This window comes from Mesorhizobium yinganensis (assembly GCF_040081985.1).
In the GTDB taxonomy this organism is placed as follows: domain Bacteria; phylum Pseudomonadota; class Alphaproteobacteria; order Rhizobiales; family Rhizobiaceae; genus Kumtagia; species Kumtagia yinganensis.
This window is the reverse complement of the sequence record NZ_JBEBMH010000002.1, coordinates 1-16,991: the sequence shown is the minus strand read 5'-3', so window position 1 is coordinate 16,991 and position 16,991 is coordinate 1. Positions and strand designations below refer to the sequence as shown.

The window sequence follows — 16,991 nt, the reverse complement described above, 5'->3', positions numbered from 1 at the left end:
GATCGCCATGACCGCGCTTTTGCTCGACAAGCTCCGCAGCAATATCCGTGAAAACTATCTGCCCGACGAGGACGAGGCGCTGGCCCGGCTGGTCAAGGCGGCCGACCTGTCGCCGGAGCAGCGCAAGGCGATTTCCGCGCGCGCCGCCGAACTGGTGCGGGCGGTACGCGCCTCTTCCGACCCCCGGCTGATGGAGGTTTTTCTCTCCGCCTACGGCCTGTCGACCAAGGAGGGCGTGGCGCTGATGTGCCTGGCCGAGGCGTTGCTGCGCGTGCCCGACACCCAGACCATGGACGATCTGATCCAGGACAAGATCGCGCCGCATGACTGGTCGGCGCATTCCGGCGAGTCCAGCTCGATCTTCGTCAATGCCTCGACCTGGGCGCTCATGCTCACCGGCCGCGTGCTGGACGACGCCGACGACGGCATCGCCGGTACGCTGCGCTCGATGGTGCGCCGGTTGGGCGAGCCTGTCATCCGCCGCGCCGTGTCCGCCGCCATGCGCGAGATGGGCGATCAGTTCGTGCTCGGCCGCACCATCGACGAGGCGGTGCGGCGCGGCGGCGACATGCTGGAAAAGGGTTATCTCTATTCCTACGACATGCTGGGCGAGGCCGCCCGCACCGAGGCGGACGCTCTGCGCTATCTCAAGGCTTATGCCGACGCCATCTCGTCGCTGAACAGCGGCACCGACGGTCCCGATATCCGTACCAATCCCGGCATCTCGGTAAAACTCTCGGCGATCCATCCGCGCTACGAGCAGGCGCAGCGCGAGACCATGCTGCCTGTCATGAGCGATCGGCTGTTGTCCCTGGCGCTGGCGGCTGCCCATGCGCGCATGGGCCTCAACATCGACGCCGAGGAGGCCGATCGGCTCGACCTGTCGCTCGACGTGATCAGCCAAGTGCTGGCCGATCCGCGGCTGGCGGAGTGGGACGGATTCGGCGTGGTCGTGCAGGCTTACGGCCCGCGCGCGGCCTTCGTCATCGACTGGCTTTACGCGCTGGCGCAGAGGCTGGACCGCACCATCATGGTGCGGCTGGTCAAGGGCGCCTATTGGGACACCGAGATCAAGCGGGCGCAGGTACTGGGGCTTTCCGGCTATCCCGTCTTCACGCGAAAAGTGAATACCGACGTTTCCTACATCGCCTGCGCCAAAAAGCTGCTTTCGATGACCGACCGCATCTATCCGCAATTCGCCACGCACAATGCGCATACCGTTGCCGCCATCCTGCGAATGGCGCCCGACCGCGAGAAATTCGAGTTCCAGCGGCTGCACGGCATGGGCGAAGCGCTGCACGAGACCGTGCGCAAGGCGGAAGGCACGCGCTGCCGCATCTACGCGCCGGTCGGCGCGCATTCCGACCTTTTGGCCTATCTGGTCCGCAGGCTGCTGGAGAACGGCGCCAACTCCTCCTTCGTGCACCAAGTCACCGATGAGGACGTGCCGCCGGAGGAGATTGCGCGCGATCCGTTCGCGGTGGTCGAGAACCAGGGTCCGGCCGCCAATCCGGCGATTGCAAAACCAGCAGCGATTTTCGGCGCGGGCAGGCGCAACGCGCAGGGGTGGGACGTCAGCGACGCTGTGACGCTGGGAAGGATCAGCGAGGCGAGGGCGGCTTTCGCGAGTCCCGAGCGTTGGACCGCCGGACCGGCGCCCAAGGCGGCGGGCTATGGTTCGAAACGTGCGGTGACGAATCCGGCAAAGCCGTCGGACGTGGTCGGCGCGGTCACCGAGGCCAGCGCCAAGCAGGTAGCCGCCGCTGTTAAGGCTGCCGTGAGTGCGCAGCCGGCTTGGGCGAAGCGGCCCGTCGGCGAGCGCGCGGCTGCACTGGAGCGCGCCGCCGACCTTTATGAGGCGAATGCGGCCGAGTTCTTCGCGCTATGCACGCGCGAGGCGGGCAAGACGCTTGCTGACGGCGTGGCGGAAGTGCGCGAGGCCGTGGACTTCCTGCGCTACTACGCCGCCGAGGCGGCCAGGGTTGAACCCGGCACCGAGGCGCGGGGCGTCATCGCCTGCATCTCGCCATGGAATTTTCCGCTGGCGATCTTTTCCGGGCAGGTCGCTGCCGCGCTGGTCACCGGCAATGCGGTGGTCGCCAAGCCCGCCGAGCAGACGCCGCTGATCGCCGCTCGCGCCGTCGACCTGCTGCACCGGGCCGGTGTGCCGGTGGAGGTGTTGCACTTGCTGCCGGGCGACGGGCCGTCGGTCGGTGCACCGCTGACCGCCGATCCGCGCATCGCCGGCGTCTGCTTCACCGGCTCGACCGAGGTTGCGAAGCTGATCGAAAAGCAGCTTGCCGAGACGGCGGCGCCCGATGCCATGCTGATCGCCGAGACCGGCGGCCTGAACGCGATGATCGTCGATTCCACCGCCCTGCCGGAACAGGCGGTGCGCGACATTCTTGCCTCGTCGTTCCAGAGCGCCGGCCAGCGCTGCTCGGCGCTGCGCGTCCTCTACGTCCAGAAGGACGTGGAGAAAAAGATGCTGGAGATGCTGGAGGGCGCGCTGAAGGCGCTGAAGGTCGGCGATCCCTGGCAGATATCGACCGACGTTGGGCCGGTCATCGACGACGAGGCGCGGCAGTCGATCCTTGGCTACTGCAAGGATATGGAGGGCAAGGGAAAACTGATCGCAAAAATCGACGCGCCGACCGAGGGCCGCTTCGTCGCTCCGCACATTTTCCGTGTGTCGGGCATCGACGAGATGAAGAGGGAAGTGTTCGGCCCGGTGCTGCATGTCGCCACCTTCGGGGCGGACGATATCGACCAGGTGATTTCGTCGATCAACCGCAAGGGTTATGGCCTGACCTTCGGCCTGCACACACGCATCGAGGCGCGGGTGCAGCACATCGTCGACGGCGTGCATGCCGGCAACATCTACGTTAACCGCAATCAGATCGGCGCGGTGGTCGGCTCGCAGCCTTTCGGCGGCGAGGGGCTTTCCGGCACCGGACCCAAGGCCGGCGGCCCGCATTATCTCCGCCGGTTCCGCAAGTCGGCCGAAGCGGGAGCCGAACTCGGCGAGGGTCACAAGGTGACGGCCACCGAACTCGCCGACGCGCTGCCCGATGCGGGCGGGGGCGGGTGGTCGACGCGCACCGACCGCGTGCCGGCGCTGCGCAAGGTTCTGCGCGGCAAGGCGTCCGAGGCGATTGCGGCCGCCGCCGCGACCGAGTTTGGTCCCGTCGACCTGCCCGGCCCGACCGGCGAGGCGAATACGCTGACGCTTCATCCGCGCGGAAAGGTGCTCTGCCTGGGGCCGGACGGCGAGACGCTGCTTGCCCAGGCGGTGCAGGCGCTCGCCGCCGGCAATGCAGTGCTGGCGGTGGCGCCGGGAGCGCCGGCCGCCTTGCAGCCGCTCATCGGTAAGGGGTTTCCGCTGGCGGTGATCGACGGCCGGCCCGATCCGGTCGAATCGCGGGCACTTGGCGTCGACGCCGTCGCCTTTTCCGGGACGCCGGATGCGATGCGCATCGTCCGCAAGGTACTGGCCGACCATCCCGGTCCCATTGTGCCGCTGATCAGCGAGGTGCTGAATCCGGCCGCCTACGCGCATGAGCGCTCGGTCTGTGTCGACACCACGGCAGCGGGCGGCAATGCGAGCTTGTTGGCAGGAGCGGGATAAGGACCGTCGTCGAATTCATGCTGCGCGGGGCTGTTCGGGTGTAAGGAGTTGCGACCTGCACCTCAAGGAGATTTCATGTCCAGTCCCTCGCCGACAATCGAAAGCCGCTTCATCGACGCCGCCGGCGTTCGCCTGCATTACCTCGCCGCTGGAAAGGGCGAACCGGTCGTCCTGTTGCATGGCTATGCGCAGAACAGCCATATGTGGCGGCCGCTGATCGCCGAACTGGCGAAGACCAATTTGGTCATCGCGCCGGACCTGCGTGGCTTCGGCCAGTCGGCCAGGCCGGAGGCCGGTTACGACAAGAAGACCATGGCCGGCGACATCCACGCTCTCGTCGCGGCGCTGGGGCTGGGCAAGGTGCGGCTCGCCGGCCACGATATCGGGCTGATGATCGCCTATGCCTACGCCGCGCAATATCCGGCCGAGATCGAGCGCATCGTGCTGATGGACGCGTTTCTGCCCGGCGTCGGCGACTGGACGAATGTCTGGCTGCTGCGCGACCTCTGGCATTTCCATTTCTACGGCAAGACGCCGCTGGCGCTGGTCGCGGGTCGCGAGCGCATCTATTTCGAGCATTTCTGGAACGATTTCGCCGCCGATCCCGAGCATTCCGTCTCCGAAAGCGACCGGCAGTTCTATGCAGCGTCCTACGCCCAGCCGGGCGCGATGCGTGCCGGCTTCGAGGTATTCCGCGCCTTCGAGCAGGACGGCAAGGATTTTGCCGGTTTCGCCAAGACGAAACTGGCGATGCCGATGCTGGTGCTGACCGGCGAAAAGGCTTCTGGCGAATTCCTGATCGAGCAGGGCAGGCTCGTTGCCGGTAACGTCGAGGGCGTCGTGGTCAAAGGCTCCGGCCATTGGCTGATCGACGAAGCGCCGGACCAGGTCATCTCCAGGCTGGTCGAGTTCCTTGGACATTGAAGCGTGGCATACGAAGTTGCCTTAGGTTTCTTCGGGAATGCAGCCGAAGCGCAGCAGGTTGCCGTGCGGGTCGTGGATATAGAATTCTTTCATGTTCCAGGGCCGCACGGTGAACGGCGTCAGGCCCGGCACGTTGCGATCCGAGAACTCGGCGTGCAGCCGGGAGACTTCGCCGCCCCGGATGTAGCAGGAAGAGACCTTCGGCAGGTCGCGGTCCGGCGTCAGCCAGAAATGGATTTCGATCTCGCCGCGCCGAACGATCAGATAGGCGTCCATGTCCGGTGTGACCGTCTCGAAGCCGAGACGGTCGCGATAGAAGGCCCGGCTTTCCGCTATGTCCGGCGATGGCAGGATCGGGATCGAACGCGCGGGATCGGAGCCGGGCTGCATCGTCAGGCTCCCTCGACGACCGAAAAACCCTCGAACTGAGGGTGGCCGATGTAGAGCGGCTTGTTCTGGCCGGCGTTGCGGTGAGCGGCGCGGAAGTTTTCCGACTTCGTCCAGGCGATGAAATCGTCCTGGCTCGCCCAAACCGTGTGCGAGGCGAACAGCGTGTAGCCCTCCGTTTCGTTCACCGGGCCGCGCAGGAGGTGGAATTCGCGAAACCCCTTCATCTCGCCGAGGGTCGAGTCGCGGCCCTTCCAGACGTCCTCGAACGCCTGTTCCGACCCTTGCTGCACCTTGAAGCGGTTCATGGCTATGTACATGGCTGTGTTCCTCTGTTGCCTGTCAGGATTTAGCGCCGCGCGGCGCTTCTTGGACCCGGTCTTGCCGGAAAGCGGATAACGCCTTCGGGCAGATCGGCGGATGCCGGCGCGGCCGGATTGGGGCCAGCCTGCATATGCGTGGTGGCACGATGGTGCGCAAGCTCCTCGACGTTCGGGCAGGCGGCAAGGCTCGCGCGGCGCTCGAGCAGGTCGAGCAGGTCGAGCATTTTGGCGTTGAGGCCGTCGCCGCGATGCGCGGCCAGCCTGTGAAGGCGCAGAAAGTTCAATCTCTTGGCTCCTTGTGAAGCGTGAGACAGCAAGTGCTTCGTCCCGACTTGCCGGGCGTTCAAAATTGTCCGACGCTCAAACGGGGCAGGGCGAAGCCGTGTTCCGGCCGCGTATCCCTGGGTGGGAATCGGCGGTCAAACGCCGAAAGCGATTTTGGCCTTGGTGCCGGGCGCCAGTTGCCGCATGCAGGCGGCGGGGTCGACGCCCTTGCCGGCGCAGTCGGTGGCGCGGTTGACCAGCACGCGGCTGATCTTCGCGCAGTCGAGTCCGGGCAGGTCGAAACGGGTCACCTTGGTCTTGCCGGCCGGAAGTTCCTTGAAGTCGAGCACGGTCAGCGTATCGACCACGCCCACCTCGTTGAACAGGGCGATCTCGAAGGCTGCCTTGGAAAGTTCGGCGCCGAGCCCGTTGGTGACGACGAAGGTCAGCCGGCAGCCTTTTTGCGATGGCTGCGCGGCGTTCAGTTCCAGCGATAGAGCAGGTTTTGCGGCCTGCTCCTGTGCGCCGGCACTGCCCTCGGCGACGGCAAGCGCCGCCGCCAGGAACAGAATTTTCGCTGCAGTCGAACGTGCCAAGCTCAGCCTCCGAAACGCATGGTTGCTGCGAGCTTCACCGACACGCCAGGCTCGTAGAGCGGGGTGGTGGTCGTGCCGTTCAGCGGGTTGACGTATTGTTCGTCGAAGAGGTTGTCCACGCGGAAATCCATGCGGAAATCCTCGTTGGGCTGATAGCTGGCGAACAGATTCACCAGCGTATAGTCGTCCGCGGTCGGGTTGCCCTTCGGCTTGCCATTGTATTGGACCTCGCCGCCCACGGTCAGCTTGTCTTCGAGGAAGCGGAAGCCGATCTGGCCGGTGACCTGCGAGGAGGGGATTGTGGAGAGATCTTCGCGCTCGCCCGAGTAGGATACCGTGTAGCCCTGAATGATCGAGGCCGTCAGGCCGGCAAAGCCCCAGCCGGCATCATAGACGCTCTCGAATTCGAAACCCTCGATCTTGGCGTTTGCGAAGTTTTGATACTGTGAACAGATCGGGATCACGCCGGGGCCGGGCACGAACGGGCAGCCGCTGGTCGGATCGAAAGGCGACAGAGTGGCGAGGCCGATATAGTCGTCGATGTCGTTGTTGTAGTAGGCCGCCTTGGCGCGCAACCGGTCATCCGCCTGGATCAGCCCGTCCTGAGCGTAGTTGATGCCGAATTCCACGGTGTGGGCGGTCTCGGGTTGCAGATCCGGATTGGGCAGGAAGGGGAACACGACGCCATTGGGATGCAGGCCGCTGATCAGCGTTTCCGACAATGACGGCGCGCGGTAGCCCTCGGCGTAGGTGCCGTAGAACTGCAAGCCTTCGAGCCCTATGCTTTCGAACGGAGAGACGCCCACGGTGATGCGCGGTGAAAGCCGGTCGCCTGACACGTTGACGTCGTCATCGTCGAGTTTGTAGCTGTCGTAACGCAGAGCGCCGATGATCTCCAGCCACTCGTAGGTGAGCTTCTCCTGGATGTAGGCGCCGCCGAGGCGGCGCTTGCCCGAAGGCGTGAACAGATCGTCGCCGCCTTCCGGGCTGCTCGTCACGACATCATCCGTCACCCAGTCGCCGCCATAGGTCAGTTCATGCGCGATCACGCCTGTCTCGAAGCGCGACGTGTTCCAGAGGTCGATGCCGTAGGTATCGAGATCGTAGCCGGTCTTGGAACCCTTCGGAATGATGATCGGCTGGCCGGTCACCGAGCTGAAACGGGTCACGTTCTGCCCGTAGGTCTGGTCGAGGGTGGCGATGTTGGCCGACAGGTTGACGTGCAGATCGAGCCAGCTCCTGTCGTCATCCGTGATGTTGTAGCGGCCCGTAAAGGTGTTCTGGTCCTGGTCGACGTCGTAGACGTCCGAGCCTTCGGTCCAGTTTTGCTTTTCGCCGACCCAACCGAGTTTCAACTCGCTGTTCTCGGTCGGACGAATGGTGCTCTTCATCATTCCGGCCAGAATGTCGAAGCCGGTGCCGGAGACGTCGTTGCCATCGCCGTCCTTGTAGTCGTTGAAATTGCGGTAGACGATGTTGCCGAGCACGTCGACGGCATCGTTGAATTTGTAGGCACCGGTGGCGCTGGTGGTAAAGCCTTCGCCATTGGTATCGTAGCGGGCCGTCGTCGATGCGGCCCAGGTCTCGTCCGGGCGCAGGAAGTCTTCGGCGTCCTTGGTCTCGTAGAACACGACGCCGCCGATGGCGCCCGAACCGTAGGTGTTGGCGACCGGGCCGCGAATCACGTCGACCTGCTGAACGAGTTCCGGATCAATGAAGAAGACCGATTGGGTGCCGTGGCCGGAGCGCTGGAAATTCTGGCGGGCGCCGTCGACGATGACCGCGACTCGGCCGAAATCCTGCAGGCCGCGAATATTGATGCTGGTTGCGCCGCGCTTGGCGTCCGTCTGGGCGGCGACACCCGGGACGCCGAAGAAGAGATCGCCGGGCGTCACGGCCATGCGGCGCTCAATCTGTGCCTGATCCACATGGCTGACCGATGCCAGCGTATCGATTGCCGATTCGCCGGTCCTGCTGACGATCGTGATCTGGTCGAGGACCGTATTGCCTGCGGCATTGACCGTGCCTTCCTCCGGCTTGTTCTCGCCTTGCTGTTCGGTGGCTGAAGCCTGTTCCTGGGTCGGCACCAGAGGCTTTTGTTCCTGCGCCAGGGCCGATCCCCCGATCAGCGCCATCGACGCCACGCCGGCGAGCAGCGCGATCCTTCTTTTCAGCGGCCGGGCATCAACCCCGCGCCCATTTTGCCGATTGTCGTGCCCCAAGCCGACAGCCCCCATGTCCCTACTCCTGCATGCGTCTGAAAAAAATGCGGGCTGGCGGGAGGCTGGCTGGCATTTTGGTGTTACCCGTCAAATATGTTGACTTGTTTTGTCCGGTATTGCACTCCCTATAAAACATGATATTTTAAGTCAAGATAACAGGCGGCAAATTCCGGGCAACCGGCCAAGCGGTATCAACGGCGACAGAGAGGGTCGATCGAGATGAACACGCACAATCCCAATGCTTTCTTCCGCGCGCGTCCTTACCCCACCGAGGGCGTGCAACGCCCCGAATTCCGGCGTCCGGCGGCAGTTCGCACCCTGACCAGCCAGTCGCTCTTCCAGGGCGAGTTCGAGATCGGTATCGATCACGGCGGGTCGCTCTACCGGCTGAAGATCACCCGGCAGGGCAAGCTTATTCTCAACAAATAGGTTGGACATGGATCAGCAGGTGAAGCCGACGCCGGAGCAAATCCGGCGGGCGCGGGACGACAATTCGAAGATGCGCGAGCGCGATCTTGCGATTCAGCTCGGTATCTCCGAGGCGGAACTGGTGGCCGCGCATTGCGGCCAGGGCGTCGTGCGTATCGAGCCGCGCGTCAACGACCTGCTAATTGGTCTCGAATCGGTGGGCGAGGTCATGGCGCTGACGCGCAATGACAGCGCTGTGCACGAGAAGATCGGCGTCTATGACAAGGTCTTTCCGGGCGAGCACAGCGCCATGGTTCTGGGCGCCGACATCGACCTCAGGATTTTCCCCGGCATGTGGAAACACGGATTCGCTGTCGAGAAACGCGACGGTGACGAAATCCGGCGCAGCCTGCAATTCTTCGACGCGGCCGGCGAGGCCGTGCACAAGGTGCATTTGCGGCCTGCCTCAAACCTTTATGCCTACCAGAAGCTGGTTGCCTCGCTGGAATCGCCGGACCAATCTCCGACGGTCGACATCGAGACCGGCGAGGCGAAGGTGGAGGCCGACGACGAGGGCGTCTCGCCGGACGTGCTGCGCGAGCGCTGGAACAGCCTGACCGACACGCACCAATTCTTCGGCATGCTGCGCTCGTTGAAAATCAGCCGCCGCCGCGCCATGCGGCTTGCGGGTCCCGATCTCGCCTGGCAGCTTGACGGCGACGCGGTGGCCGCGCTGATGAATCTCGCGGCGCAGGATGCGGTCCCGATCATGTGTTTCGTCGGCAGCCGCGGCTGCATCCAGATCCATTCCGGGCCGATCGCCTCGGCCAAGCCGATGGGGCCGTGGATCAACGTTCTCGACGAGACTTTTCATCTGCATCTGCGCCTCGACCACATCCGCGAGACCTGGGCGGTGCGCAAGCCGACCAAGGACGGGCACGTAACCTCCGTCGAGGCGTATGACGGCGAGGGCAGGCTGATCATCCAGTTCTTCGGCAAGCGCCATGAAGGCGAGGGCGAGCGCGAGGACTGGCGCTTCCTGGCCGAGCATCTTCCCCCGCATTCCCTGTTCCACCGCCGCGTGAAAGTTTGACATGACATCGTTCCGACTTGGCGGTTTGCCGCTGCGCCGCCTGCTCGCCGCCGTGGTATTCACGGCGGCCGCGTCCGTTTCAGCGCAGGCCACGGAAGGCGTCAGTGTTTTCCCTGATCCCAGCCGTATCGTCGCCGTCGGCGGCTCGATCACCGAGATCGTCTTTGCGCTGGGCGAGGAGAAGCGGCTGGTCGCTCGCGATTCGACCAGCGTCTATCCCGAGGCCGCCTTCAGCCTGCCCGATGTCGGCTACATGCGGGCGCTTTCGCCGGAGGGCGTGCTGTCGGTAAAGCCCAGCGCCATCCTGGCGCTGCAGGGCAGCGGCCCCAAGGAAGCGGTCGACGTGCTGAAGAAGGCCAGCGTTCCCTATATCGAGGTGCCCGACCATTTCGGCCACCAGGGCATCGTCGACAAGATCGTCATCGTCGGCAAAGCGATCGGCGCCGATGACAAGGCGGCAGAGCTTGCCGCCAAGGTCGACGCCGACCTGAAGGCGGCGGAAGACCTCACCGCCAATATCGCCGAGCGCAAGCGCGTGCTGTTCGTGCTCAGCGTGCAGGACGGCAAGATTCTTGGCTCCGGTGCAGACACGGCGGCGGACGGCATCATCAAGATGGCGGGCGGCGTCAATGCCATCCAGGGTTTTTCGGGCTATCGCCCACTCTCCGACGAGGCGATCATCACCGCCAAACCCGACCTCGTCCTGATGATGAGCCGCGGCGGCGATGAAGATCATGCGGCGACCGAGGCGCAGCTATTCTCACTGCCGGCAATCCAGTCGACGCCGGCCGGCGAGAAGCGAAGCTTCGTGCGCATGGGCGGAGCCTATCTGCTCGGCTTCGGGCCGCGCACCGCCGATGCGGTCCGTGATCTCGCCGCGGAGCTGTACGGCGACGCGATCAAGCAATAGGCATGCGGGAATGTCCGTGTTCAGCGATGCTGCCGCTGCCGTGAACCCTTCTGTTCGAGCCGCCGGCGACCGCTCGCAGCGCGCCCAATTGGTGCTGGTCCTGCTTTGCGTCGCACTGCTACTCACGGCGGCGTTCGGTGCGTCCTCAGGCGCCTCGGATGCATCGGCTTTTGCCGTGCTGAAGGACTGGCTGCTGCAAGGGGCGGGCGGCGACGTGCTCACCGAGCGCGACCGCATCATCATCTACGACATCCGTCTGCCGCGTGTCGCCATGGGCGTCATGGTCGGCGCGGGGCTGGCGGTGTCCGGCGCTGTCATGCAGGGGCTGTTCCGCAATCCGCTTGCCGATCCCGGCATCGTCGGCGTCTCCGCCGGTGCCAGCCTGGGCGCCGTGTCGGTGATCGTGCTGGGCACGACAGTGCTTGCGCCGGTGACGGCGCTGCTCGGCATCTATGCCCTGCCGCTGGCGGCCTTCATCGGCAGCCTCGTGGTGACGATGGTGCTCTACAAGGTGGCGACGCGGCGCGGCCAGACCTCGATCGCCACCATGCTGCTCGCCGGCATCGCGCTCGGCGCCATGGCGACAGCGCTGACGGGCCTGCTGATCTTCATGGCGGACGACCGTCAATTGCGCGACCTGACTTTCTGGTCGCTGGGGTCGCTCGCCGGCGCGACGTGGACGAAGGTTTTCGCGGCGGGCAGCATCGTGGCGACCGCGCTCGCCGTCTCGCCTTTCTTCGCGCGTGGGCTAAATGCGCTGGCGCTCGGAGAATCCAGCGCCGCCTATCTCGGCGTGCCGGTGCAGCGGTTGAAATACGCCGCTATCCTCATGGTCTCGGCGGCGACCGGCGCCTCGGTGGCTGTCAGCGGCGGCATTGCGTTCGTGGGCATCATCGTTCCGCATCTGCTGCGCCTGCTGATCGGACCCGACAACCGCTACCTGCTGCCGTGCTCGGCGCTGCTCGGCGCCTGCCTGCTGCTGCTCGCCGATGCGCTGAGCCGCACCATCGTCGCGCCGGCGGAACTGCCGATCGGTATCATCACGGCCGCGGCGGGCGGTCCCTTCTTCCTATGGATCCTGCTGCGCAAGCGCGGCGTGCTCGATCTCTGAGTGGAGGACAGGATGATCGAAGCAAAGGACGTCGCGGTCTCGATCGGCAGCGCACGCATCGTCGAGGGCGTGGATTTTCGCACCCGGCCGGGGGAGATAACCGCAATTGTCGGACCGAACGGATCCGGCAAGACGACTTTCCTGAAAGCCTTGACCGGCGACTTGCCCTATCGCGGCAGCATCACGCTGGACGGGCGCGAGATTGCCGGCATGACGCCGCGCGAGGCGGCGGGCTTGCGGGCCGTGCTGCCGCAGTCGACGCAACTCGCCTTTCCGTTCACGGTACGCGAGATCGTGCGCCTCGGTCTGATGGGCGGCCGTTCGGGAACGCTCGCGGGAGAAGCCGAGCGGCTACCGGAGCGCGCGCTGGCCAAGGTCGACCTCGCCGGCTTCGGCGGGCGATTTTATCAAGAGCTTTCGGGCGGCGAACAGCAGCGCGTGCAGCTTGCCCGCGTGCTCTGCCAGGTCTGGGTGCCGGTTCTCGAAGGGCGGCCGCGTTATCTCTTCCTCGACGAGCCGGTCTCCAGCCTCGACATAAAACACCAGTTGGTCATCATGGACATTGCCCGTGACTATGCCCGAAGGGGCGGAGGCGTGGTCGCTATCCTGCACGACCTCAACCTGACGGCGATGTATGCGGACTGCGTCTTCGTCATGCATCGCGGCCGTGTCGCGGCTTCGGGCGGACCGCGCGACGTGCTCAGCGACGAACTGATCGAAAGCGTCTTCGACTGCCGGCTGAGGGTAGGGGCGCTGCCTGCAGGCAATGTCCCCTTCGTCCTGCCGCAGTCGGTGGCTGTGTAGCGATCAGGCGGCCGGCGCTCGGACCGGCGCCAGCGCCTCGATACCGAGCAGCGAGCGGACGTTGCTGCGCGACTTCACCAGATCGGCGATCGTATGACGTTCCAGCACGGCGAAGAAGGCGTTCAGCGCCTCGCGCAGTGCCGCATTCAGCGCGCAGCTGTCGATCAGAGGACATTCGGCCGCGTCGTTCTCGAAACATTCCGCCATGGCAAAACTCTCCTCGGTGACGCGAACGACGTCGAAGAGGTTGATCTTGTCGGCCGGGCGCCCGAGCCGCACGCCGCCATTCCTGCCGCGCACCGTCTCGACGAGGCCGTTTTCGACCAGCGGCTGCAGGATCTTAAAGAGGAAGAGTTCCGAGACCGTGTAGGCCTCGGCGATCTCGGGGATGCGGCTCAGCCGTCCCTCATTGGCCGCGCAATACATCAGGATGCGCATGGCGTAGTTGGTCTGGCGTGTCAGTCGCATGGTCGCTCCTTCCGCGCACGCGTTCGTCGGCTGAATATGGCCTATAGTTTGGAATAATTCCAGACAAGAGACTCAATTACTTGAATTTTTTGATCATGTTTTCCATTCCAGGCAGGCTGGCCAGCTTCGCCGATGTTGAGCACCGATATGTGCTCGCCGCACAGGGCAGGCGCGGCAACGCTTTCAATCAAATTTGGGACTGGCTGGGAACATGACATGGGTCATATCCTGGCTCGGACAACCGAGGCCCTGAGAACAAAAAGCCCGGGTCGAACCCGGGCTCTGAAGTCGTCGGTCTGGACCGAGCTTACGCTCCCTCGTCCTCTTCGGAAGCCGGATCGAAGAAATTGTCCGGCCGCGCGTTTTCGTTGATGTCGTCTCCGTAGATGGCCTCGGCCGTGGTCAGCGTCTCGCCCTTCGACTGGCGCTCGGCCTCTTCCTCGGAGCGGGCGATGTTCAGCGTCACCGTGACCTCGACTTCCGGATGCAGCGCGATCGCCACATTGGTGAGGCCGATGGTCTTGATCGGCTGGTTGAGCTCGACCTGGTTGCGGGCGACGGTATAGCCGCCGGCGGTCAGCAGGTCGGCGATGTCGCGGGTCGACACCGAACCGTAGAGCTGGCCGGTCTCGCCGGCCGAGCGCACGACGATGAAGCTCTTGCCGTCGAGCGTCTCGGCGATCGCCGTGGCTTCCGACTTGCGCTCGAGGTTGCGGGCTTCGAGCTGGGCGCGCTGGCCCTCGAACTTCTTCTTGTTGCCTTCGTTGGCGCGCAGCGCCTTGCCCTGCGGCAGCAGGAAGTTGCGGGCGAAACCGTCCTTGACCTTGACGGTGTCGCCCATCTGGCCGAGGCGGGAAATGCGTTCGAGAAGAATGACTTCCATCTCTCTGTTCCTTTTCTGGTGCCGCGCGTGCGCGGCGGTTTCGGAAACGGATCAGGAAGCGGGTCGACGGCTCGGCCGAAAGAGGTCGCTGTCCTGCCCGTGTCGGCAGTTAGGGGTCTTTTGGGCCCCAACTCGGGATTTTCATTTTTCACCCGCCGCGCCCGTCGCAGAGGGGCCGCTGGGGACAGTTTGCTTTTTCCGCTTGCGCCAAGGCCTCGTCGGCCATCGCCTTCTTGCGGGAAAGTAAACTGCCCCCAGCGTCTAACTTAGCGCACCAGATATGGCAGCAGGCCGAGGAAGCGGGCGCGCTTGATCGCCTGGGCGAGTTCGCGCTGCTTCTTCTGGCTAACGGCGGTGATGCGGCTCGGCACGATCTTGCCGCGCTCGGAAATGTAGCGCTGCAGCAGGCGCACGTCCTTGTAGTCGATCTTCGGGGCGTTGGCGCCGGAGAACGGGCAGGTCTTGCGGCGGCGATGGAACGGACGCCGGGTCGGGATCTGGTTGATGTCGACCATCATGCGGCTCCTTCAACATTTTCGCGCGGACGGCGCGGGCGGTCCTCGCGGTCGCCGAAGCTGCGCGGGCCACGGTCGCCGCGGTCACGGTCACCGAAGCTGCGCGGGCCACGATCGCCGCGGTCGCGGTCGCCGAAACCGCCGCGTTCGCTGCGCTCTTCGCGCTTCTGCAGCATGGCCGACTGGCCTTCCTCGTGCTTGTCGACCTTGACGGTCAGGAAACGCAGGATGTCTTCCGAGAGGCCCTGCTGGCGCTCCATCTCGTTCAGCGCGGCCGGCGGGCAGTTCAGGTCCATCAGCGTGTAGTAGGCTTTCCGGTTCTTCTTGATCCGGTAGGTGAGGGACTTCAGTCCCCAGTTCTCCACCCGGCCGACGGAGCCTCCGTTGGCAGCGATCACGCCCTTGTAGTGCTCCACAAGCGCGTCGACCTGCTGCTGCGAGAGGTCCTGGCGGGCAAGGAACACATGTTCGTAAAGAGCCATTGTGCTTTTGCCTTTCTTCAACACTCTGCCCGGCACCGGCGGCTAAGCCTCTGCAACCTGTCTTGATCCTTCGGGGGCCGATGGCCGCCTCAGGAGAAGAAAGGAGCATGGACGGTCGGAGAGCGGAGACACGGGAGGCTGAAGGCTTTCTTCGCCTTCGAACGGAGGTTTTGAAAACCTCCGGCCCTCCGTTCAGCCCCCAGCCGGGACCGGCAGAAGCGCGCTCTATACAGGATTTCGGCTGCGGCGCAAGGTTGGATGCGCGAATGACGTCAACTTTGATGCGCTCGTTTGCCTTGTTGTGCGGGCAAGAGCGGACACGCAGGCGATTGTCTAGAATTTCCCCCGGTCTCGCAATCCCCCGTTAAGCCTGCACGCAACCGGTTGCCGGCGTGTTCTGATTTTCAACCGAATTTTCACGCCGGCATCGGCAGTTTGCACGCCTGTGGTTGTCTGGGGTCAGAAATGTTCAAACGGTTCCTGCGGTCGACGTCCGGCAATTTTGCGCTGACATTGGCGGTGGTGTCGCCCGCTGCACTTTTTGCTGTCGGTTTTGCCATCGACATCACCAATTTGATGTCGGCGAAGTCGGATCTGCAGGCCTCGCTCGATGCGGCGGTGATGGCCGCTTCCCGCGTCGGCGCGACCGATGTCTCGCGGAAAGACACGTTCGACCGTTTCTTCGCCTCGAATATCGCCGGCAAACAGTTGCTGCGCGATCCGACGGCCACCATCAACGTCAATGAGACGATCGTCGACATCCGCAACGAGGCGACCGCGACATCGCATGTCGACCTGAAATTCATAGGGCTTTTCGGGGCCGATCCGCTGATCAAGGTGACGGCGGTGGCCTTCGAATCGCGCAAGAACGTCGAGGTCGCGCTGGTGCTGGACAATACTGGTTCGATGAACGACGGGAGTGAAAAAAACAACAGGATCTGGGATTTGCGCGAGGCCGCCAGCGAACTGGTCAAGGCATTAAAAGGTATGCAAGGCAACGACAGTTCCGGTCGCACGGTGCGGGCCGCGCTTGTGCCGTTTGTGACGGCGGTCAATGTGAACGGCAAGGGATTCAAGGATAGCTGGATCGACAAAACGGGTAAGAACCCAAGAAACGGCGAGCGCTTCAACACCATAAATGGCAGCGCGGCCGACCATCTTCTTATGTTCAAACGCCTTGGAGTTGACTGGGGCGGCTGCGTTGAGGCGCGGGAGGGTTCGCTCAATCTCAGTGACGACGTGCCAGATTTGAACAATCCGAAGACGCTGTTCGTACCCTATTTCGCTCCAGATGAACCAGGCGTTGAGAAAACAGACCTCGCAAAGAGCAATGACGGCTCACAATTCAACAATTCGTATTTACGGGATGGTACGGATAGCAAGGCTACCAAGGGAGGTAACAAGGAAGACAATAGAATTGTAGAGGCACAAAAAGCGGAGCTAATGAACGTCGTCAAATACAACCTGCCCGGTGGTACCCCTCGCAGCATAAAAGACGACCTGCAGCCCACCGCCACCTTTACCAAGAAAACAGAGCACAAGGTTCTCGCTACCGGTCCAAACCGCTCGTGTCCGACGCCAATCGCCCCGTTGACGGAAGACCTCGATTCCTTGCTTGTTGAGATCGGGAAGATGCGGGCTTGGGCGGGCTCAGGCACCAATGTCTCTGAAGGCATGGCCTGGGGGCGGAGGGTTTTGTCACCGGGAGAGCCTTACGCGGAAGGTCAACCGTTCAAGGATAAAAATGTCAGCAAGTGGGTCGTGCTGTTTACCGACGGTGCTGTGACCCCTTTGATGTCGACCAGATGAGGCTAGAGTCCGGACCGCAAGAAGGACCGGACAATGAAGCGATCGAGGTTTTCAGAAGAACAGATCATCGCGGTGTTGCGCGAGCAGGAGGCGGGAGTTCCCACGGCCGATGTCTGCCGCAAACACGGGATCAGCAGCGCAACTTTCTATGCCTGGAAGGCGAG

Annotated in this window: 18 protein-coding genes and 1 pseudogene; 10 read left to right on the top strand and 9 right to left on the bottom strand. The window is 63.8% G+C overall.

Annotated features, from left to right (window positions below):
- Positions 1-7: 7 nt before the first annotated feature.
- Together putA and ABMA59_RS03620 are read left to right on the top strand one after the other, a co-directional pair.
- Positions 8-3,628, top strand: coding sequence for a bifunctional proline dehydrogenase/L-glutamate gamma-semialdehyde dehydrogenase PutA (putA, locus tag ABMA59_RS03625; protein WP_349003949.1), 3,621 nt, complete (start codon positions 8-10; stop codon positions 3,626-3,628).
- 75 nt (positions 3,629-3,703) lie between these two features.
- Positions 3,704-4,552 carry an alpha/beta fold hydrolase gene (locus ABMA59_RS03620; RefSeq protein WP_349003948.1) on the top strand — a complete coding sequence of 283 codons (849 nt, stop codon included), beginning with the start codon at positions 3,704-3,706 and terminating at the stop codon, positions 4,550-4,552.
- 21 nt (positions 4,553-4,573) lie between these two features.
- On the opposite strand, the gene ABMA59_RS03615 is transcribed toward ABMA59_RS03620, so the two are convergent.
- The 5 genes from ABMA59_RS03615 to ABMA59_RS03595 all read right to left on the bottom strand — a co-directional run bounded on the left by ABMA59_RS03615 (position 4,574) and on the right by ABMA59_RS03595 (position 8,359).
- Entirely contained in the window at positions 4,574-4,942 is a 369-nt protein-coding gene (locus ABMA59_RS03615) for a bleomycin resistance protein (protein ID WP_349003947.1), read from the bottom strand.
- A gap of 2 nt (positions 4,943-4,944) precedes the next feature.
- On the bottom strand, positions 4,945-5,259 hold the full coding sequence (gene hmuQ, locus ABMA59_RS03610) for a heme-degrading protein HmuQ (RefSeq protein ID WP_349003946.1): 315 nt from the start codon (positions 5,257-5,259) through the stop codon (positions 4,945-4,947).
- A 29-nt stretch (positions 5,260-5,288) separates the two neighbouring features.
- Positions 5,289-5,546, bottom strand: a complete 258-nt coding sequence (locus ABMA59_RS03605) for a hypothetical protein (protein ID WP_349003945.1) — start codon at positions 5,544-5,546, stop codon at positions 5,289-5,291.
- Between the two features lie 135 nt (positions 5,547-5,681).
- Positions 5,682-6,089 carry a hypothetical protein gene (locus ABMA59_RS03600; protein ID WP_425475869.1) on the bottom strand — a complete coding sequence of 136 codons (408 nt, stop codon included), beginning with the start codon at positions 6,087-6,089 and terminating at the stop codon, positions 5,682-5,684.
- Positions 6,090-6,124: 35 nt separating this feature from the next.
- On the bottom strand, positions 6,125-8,359 hold the full coding sequence (locus ABMA59_RS03595) for a TonB-dependent hemoglobin/transferrin/lactoferrin family receptor (RefSeq protein WP_349003943.1): 2,235 nt from the start codon (positions 8,357-8,359) through the stop codon (positions 6,125-6,127).
- Positions 8,360-8,563: 204 nt separating this feature from the next.
- Between ABMA59_RS03595 and hemP the strand changes: the two genes are divergently transcribed.
- The 5 genes and pseudogenes from hemP (at position 8,564) to ABMA59_RS03570 (ending at position 12,670) form a co-directional block, all read left to right on the top strand.
- Complete coding sequence (gene hemP, locus ABMA59_RS03590) at positions 8,564-8,773, top strand: hemin uptake protein HemP (protein WP_349003942.1); 210 nt, start codon at positions 8,564-8,566, stop codon at positions 8,771-8,773.
- A gap of 7 nt (positions 8,774-8,780) precedes the next feature.
- A pseudogene (locus ABMA59_RS03585) lies at positions 8,781-9,837 on the top strand (hemin-degrading factor).
- A gap of 9 nt (positions 9,838-9,846) precedes the next feature.
- A complete protein-coding gene (locus ABMA59_RS03580) occupies positions 9,847-10,755 on the top strand; it encodes a heme/hemin ABC transporter substrate-binding protein (RefSeq protein WP_349003941.1) in 909 nt (302 codons plus the stop codon).
- Between the two features lie 10 nt (positions 10,756-10,765).
- Positions 10,766-11,866: a FecCD family ABC transporter permease gene (locus ABMA59_RS03575; RefSeq protein WP_349003940.1), complete on the top strand. Its 1,101-nt coding sequence runs from the start codon at positions 10,766-10,768 to the stop codon at positions 11,864-11,866.
- Between the two features lie 12 nt (positions 11,867-11,878).
- Positions 11,879-12,670 carry a heme ABC transporter ATP-binding protein gene (locus ABMA59_RS03570; RefSeq protein WP_349003939.1) on the top strand — a complete coding sequence of 264 codons (792 nt, stop codon included), beginning with the start codon at positions 11,879-11,881 and terminating at the stop codon, positions 12,668-12,670.
- Positions 12,671-12,673: 3 nt separating this feature from the next.
- Here ABMA59_RS03570 and rirA read toward each other — a convergent pair whose 3' ends face one another.
- Entirely contained in the window at positions 12,674-13,138 is a 465-nt protein-coding gene (gene rirA, locus ABMA59_RS03565; protein ID WP_349003938.1) for an iron-responsive transcriptional regulator RirA, read from the bottom strand.
- Between the two features lie 80 nt (positions 13,139-13,218).
- Here rirA and ABMA59_RS03560 point away from each other — a divergent pair, with 80 nt between their 5' ends.
- Positions 13,219-13,353, top strand: coding sequence for a hypothetical protein (locus ABMA59_RS03560; RefSeq protein ID WP_349003937.1), 135 nt, complete (start codon positions 13,219-13,221; stop codon positions 13,351-13,353).
- 92 nt (positions 13,354-13,445) lie between these two features.
- Here ABMA59_RS03560 and rplI read toward each other — a convergent pair whose 3' ends face one another.
- The 3 genes from rplI to rpsF form a co-directional block, all read right to left on the bottom strand.
- Positions 13,446-14,021: a 50S ribosomal protein L9 gene (rplI, locus tag ABMA59_RS03555; RefSeq protein ID WP_349003936.1), complete on the bottom strand. Its 576-nt coding sequence runs from the start codon at positions 14,019-14,021 to the stop codon at positions 13,446-13,448.
- Between the two features lie 266 nt (positions 14,022-14,287).
- A complete protein-coding gene (gene rpsR, locus ABMA59_RS03550) occupies positions 14,288-14,536 on the bottom strand; it encodes a 30S ribosomal protein S18 (RefSeq protein WP_188256182.1) in 249 nt (82 codons plus the stop codon).
- Positions 14,536-15,018 carry a 30S ribosomal protein S6 gene (rpsF, locus tag ABMA59_RS03545; RefSeq protein ID WP_349003935.1) on the bottom strand — a complete coding sequence of 161 codons (483 nt, stop codon included), beginning with the start codon at positions 15,016-15,018 and terminating at the stop codon, positions 14,536-14,538. The genes rpsR and rpsF overlap by 1 nt, the downstream gene beginning before the upstream one ends.
- Before the next feature lie 465 nt (positions 15,019-15,483).
- Between rpsF and ABMA59_RS03540 the strand changes: the two genes are divergently transcribed.
- Positions 15,484-16,827, top strand: a complete 1,344-nt coding sequence (locus ABMA59_RS03540) for a TadE/TadG family type IV pilus assembly protein (protein ID WP_349003934.1) — start codon at positions 15,484-15,486, stop codon at positions 16,825-16,827.
- Between the two features lie 33 nt (positions 16,828-16,860).
- A partial coding sequence (locus ABMA59_RS03535; protein WP_349004629.1) for a transposase occupies positions 16,861-16,991 on the top strand: 131 nt, incomplete at its 3' end.

Coding starts and splice junctions, on each gene's coding strand:
- putA (WP_349003949.1), top strand. CDS start 8: ATGACCGCGCTTTTGCTCGACAAGCTCCGCAGCAATATCCGTGAAAAC.
- ABMA59_RS03620 (WP_349003948.1), top strand. CDS start 3,704: ATGTCCAGTCCCTCGCCGACAATCGAAAGCCGCTTCATCGACGCCGCC.
- ABMA59_RS03615 (WP_349003947.1), bottom strand. CDS start 4,942: ATGCAGCCCGGCTCCGATCCCGCGCGTTCGATCCCGATCCTGCCATCG.
- hmuQ (WP_349003946.1), bottom strand. CDS start 5,259: ATGTACATAGCCATGAACCGCTTCAAGGTGCAGCAAGGGTCGGAACAG.
- ABMA59_RS03595 (WP_349003943.1), bottom strand. CDS start 8,359: ATGGGGGCTGTCGGCTTGGGGCACGACAATCGGCAAAATGGGCGCGGG.
- hemP (WP_349003942.1), top strand. CDS start 8,564: ATGAACACGCACAATCCCAATGCTTTCTTCCGCGCGCGTCCTTACCCC.
- ABMA59_RS03580 (WP_349003941.1), top strand. CDS start 9,847: ATGACATCGTTCCGACTTGGCGGTTTGCCGCTGCGCCGCCTGCTCGCC.
- ABMA59_RS03575 (WP_349003940.1), top strand. CDS start 10,766: ATGTCCGTGTTCAGCGATGCTGCCGCTGCCGTGAACCCTTCTGTTCGA.
- ABMA59_RS03570 (WP_349003939.1), top strand. CDS start 11,879: ATGATCGAAGCAAAGGACGTCGCGGTCTCGATCGGCAGCGCACGCATC.
- rirA (WP_349003938.1), bottom strand. CDS start 13,138: ATGCGACTGACACGCCAGACCAACTACGCCATGCGCATCCTGATGTAT.
- rplI (WP_349003936.1), bottom strand. CDS start 14,021: ATGGAAGTCATTCTTCTCGAACGCATTTCCCGCCTCGGCCAGATGGGC.
- rpsR (WP_188256182.1), bottom strand. CDS start 14,536: ATGGTCGACATCAACCAGATCCCGACCCGGCGTCCGTTCCATCGCCGC.
- rpsF (WP_349003935.1), bottom strand. CDS start 15,018: ATGGCTCTTTACGAACATGTGTTCCTTGCCCGCCAGGACCTCTCGCAG.
- ABMA59_RS03540 (WP_349003934.1), top strand. CDS start 15,484: ATGTTCAAACGGTTCCTGCGGTCGACGTCCGGCAATTTTGCGCTGACA.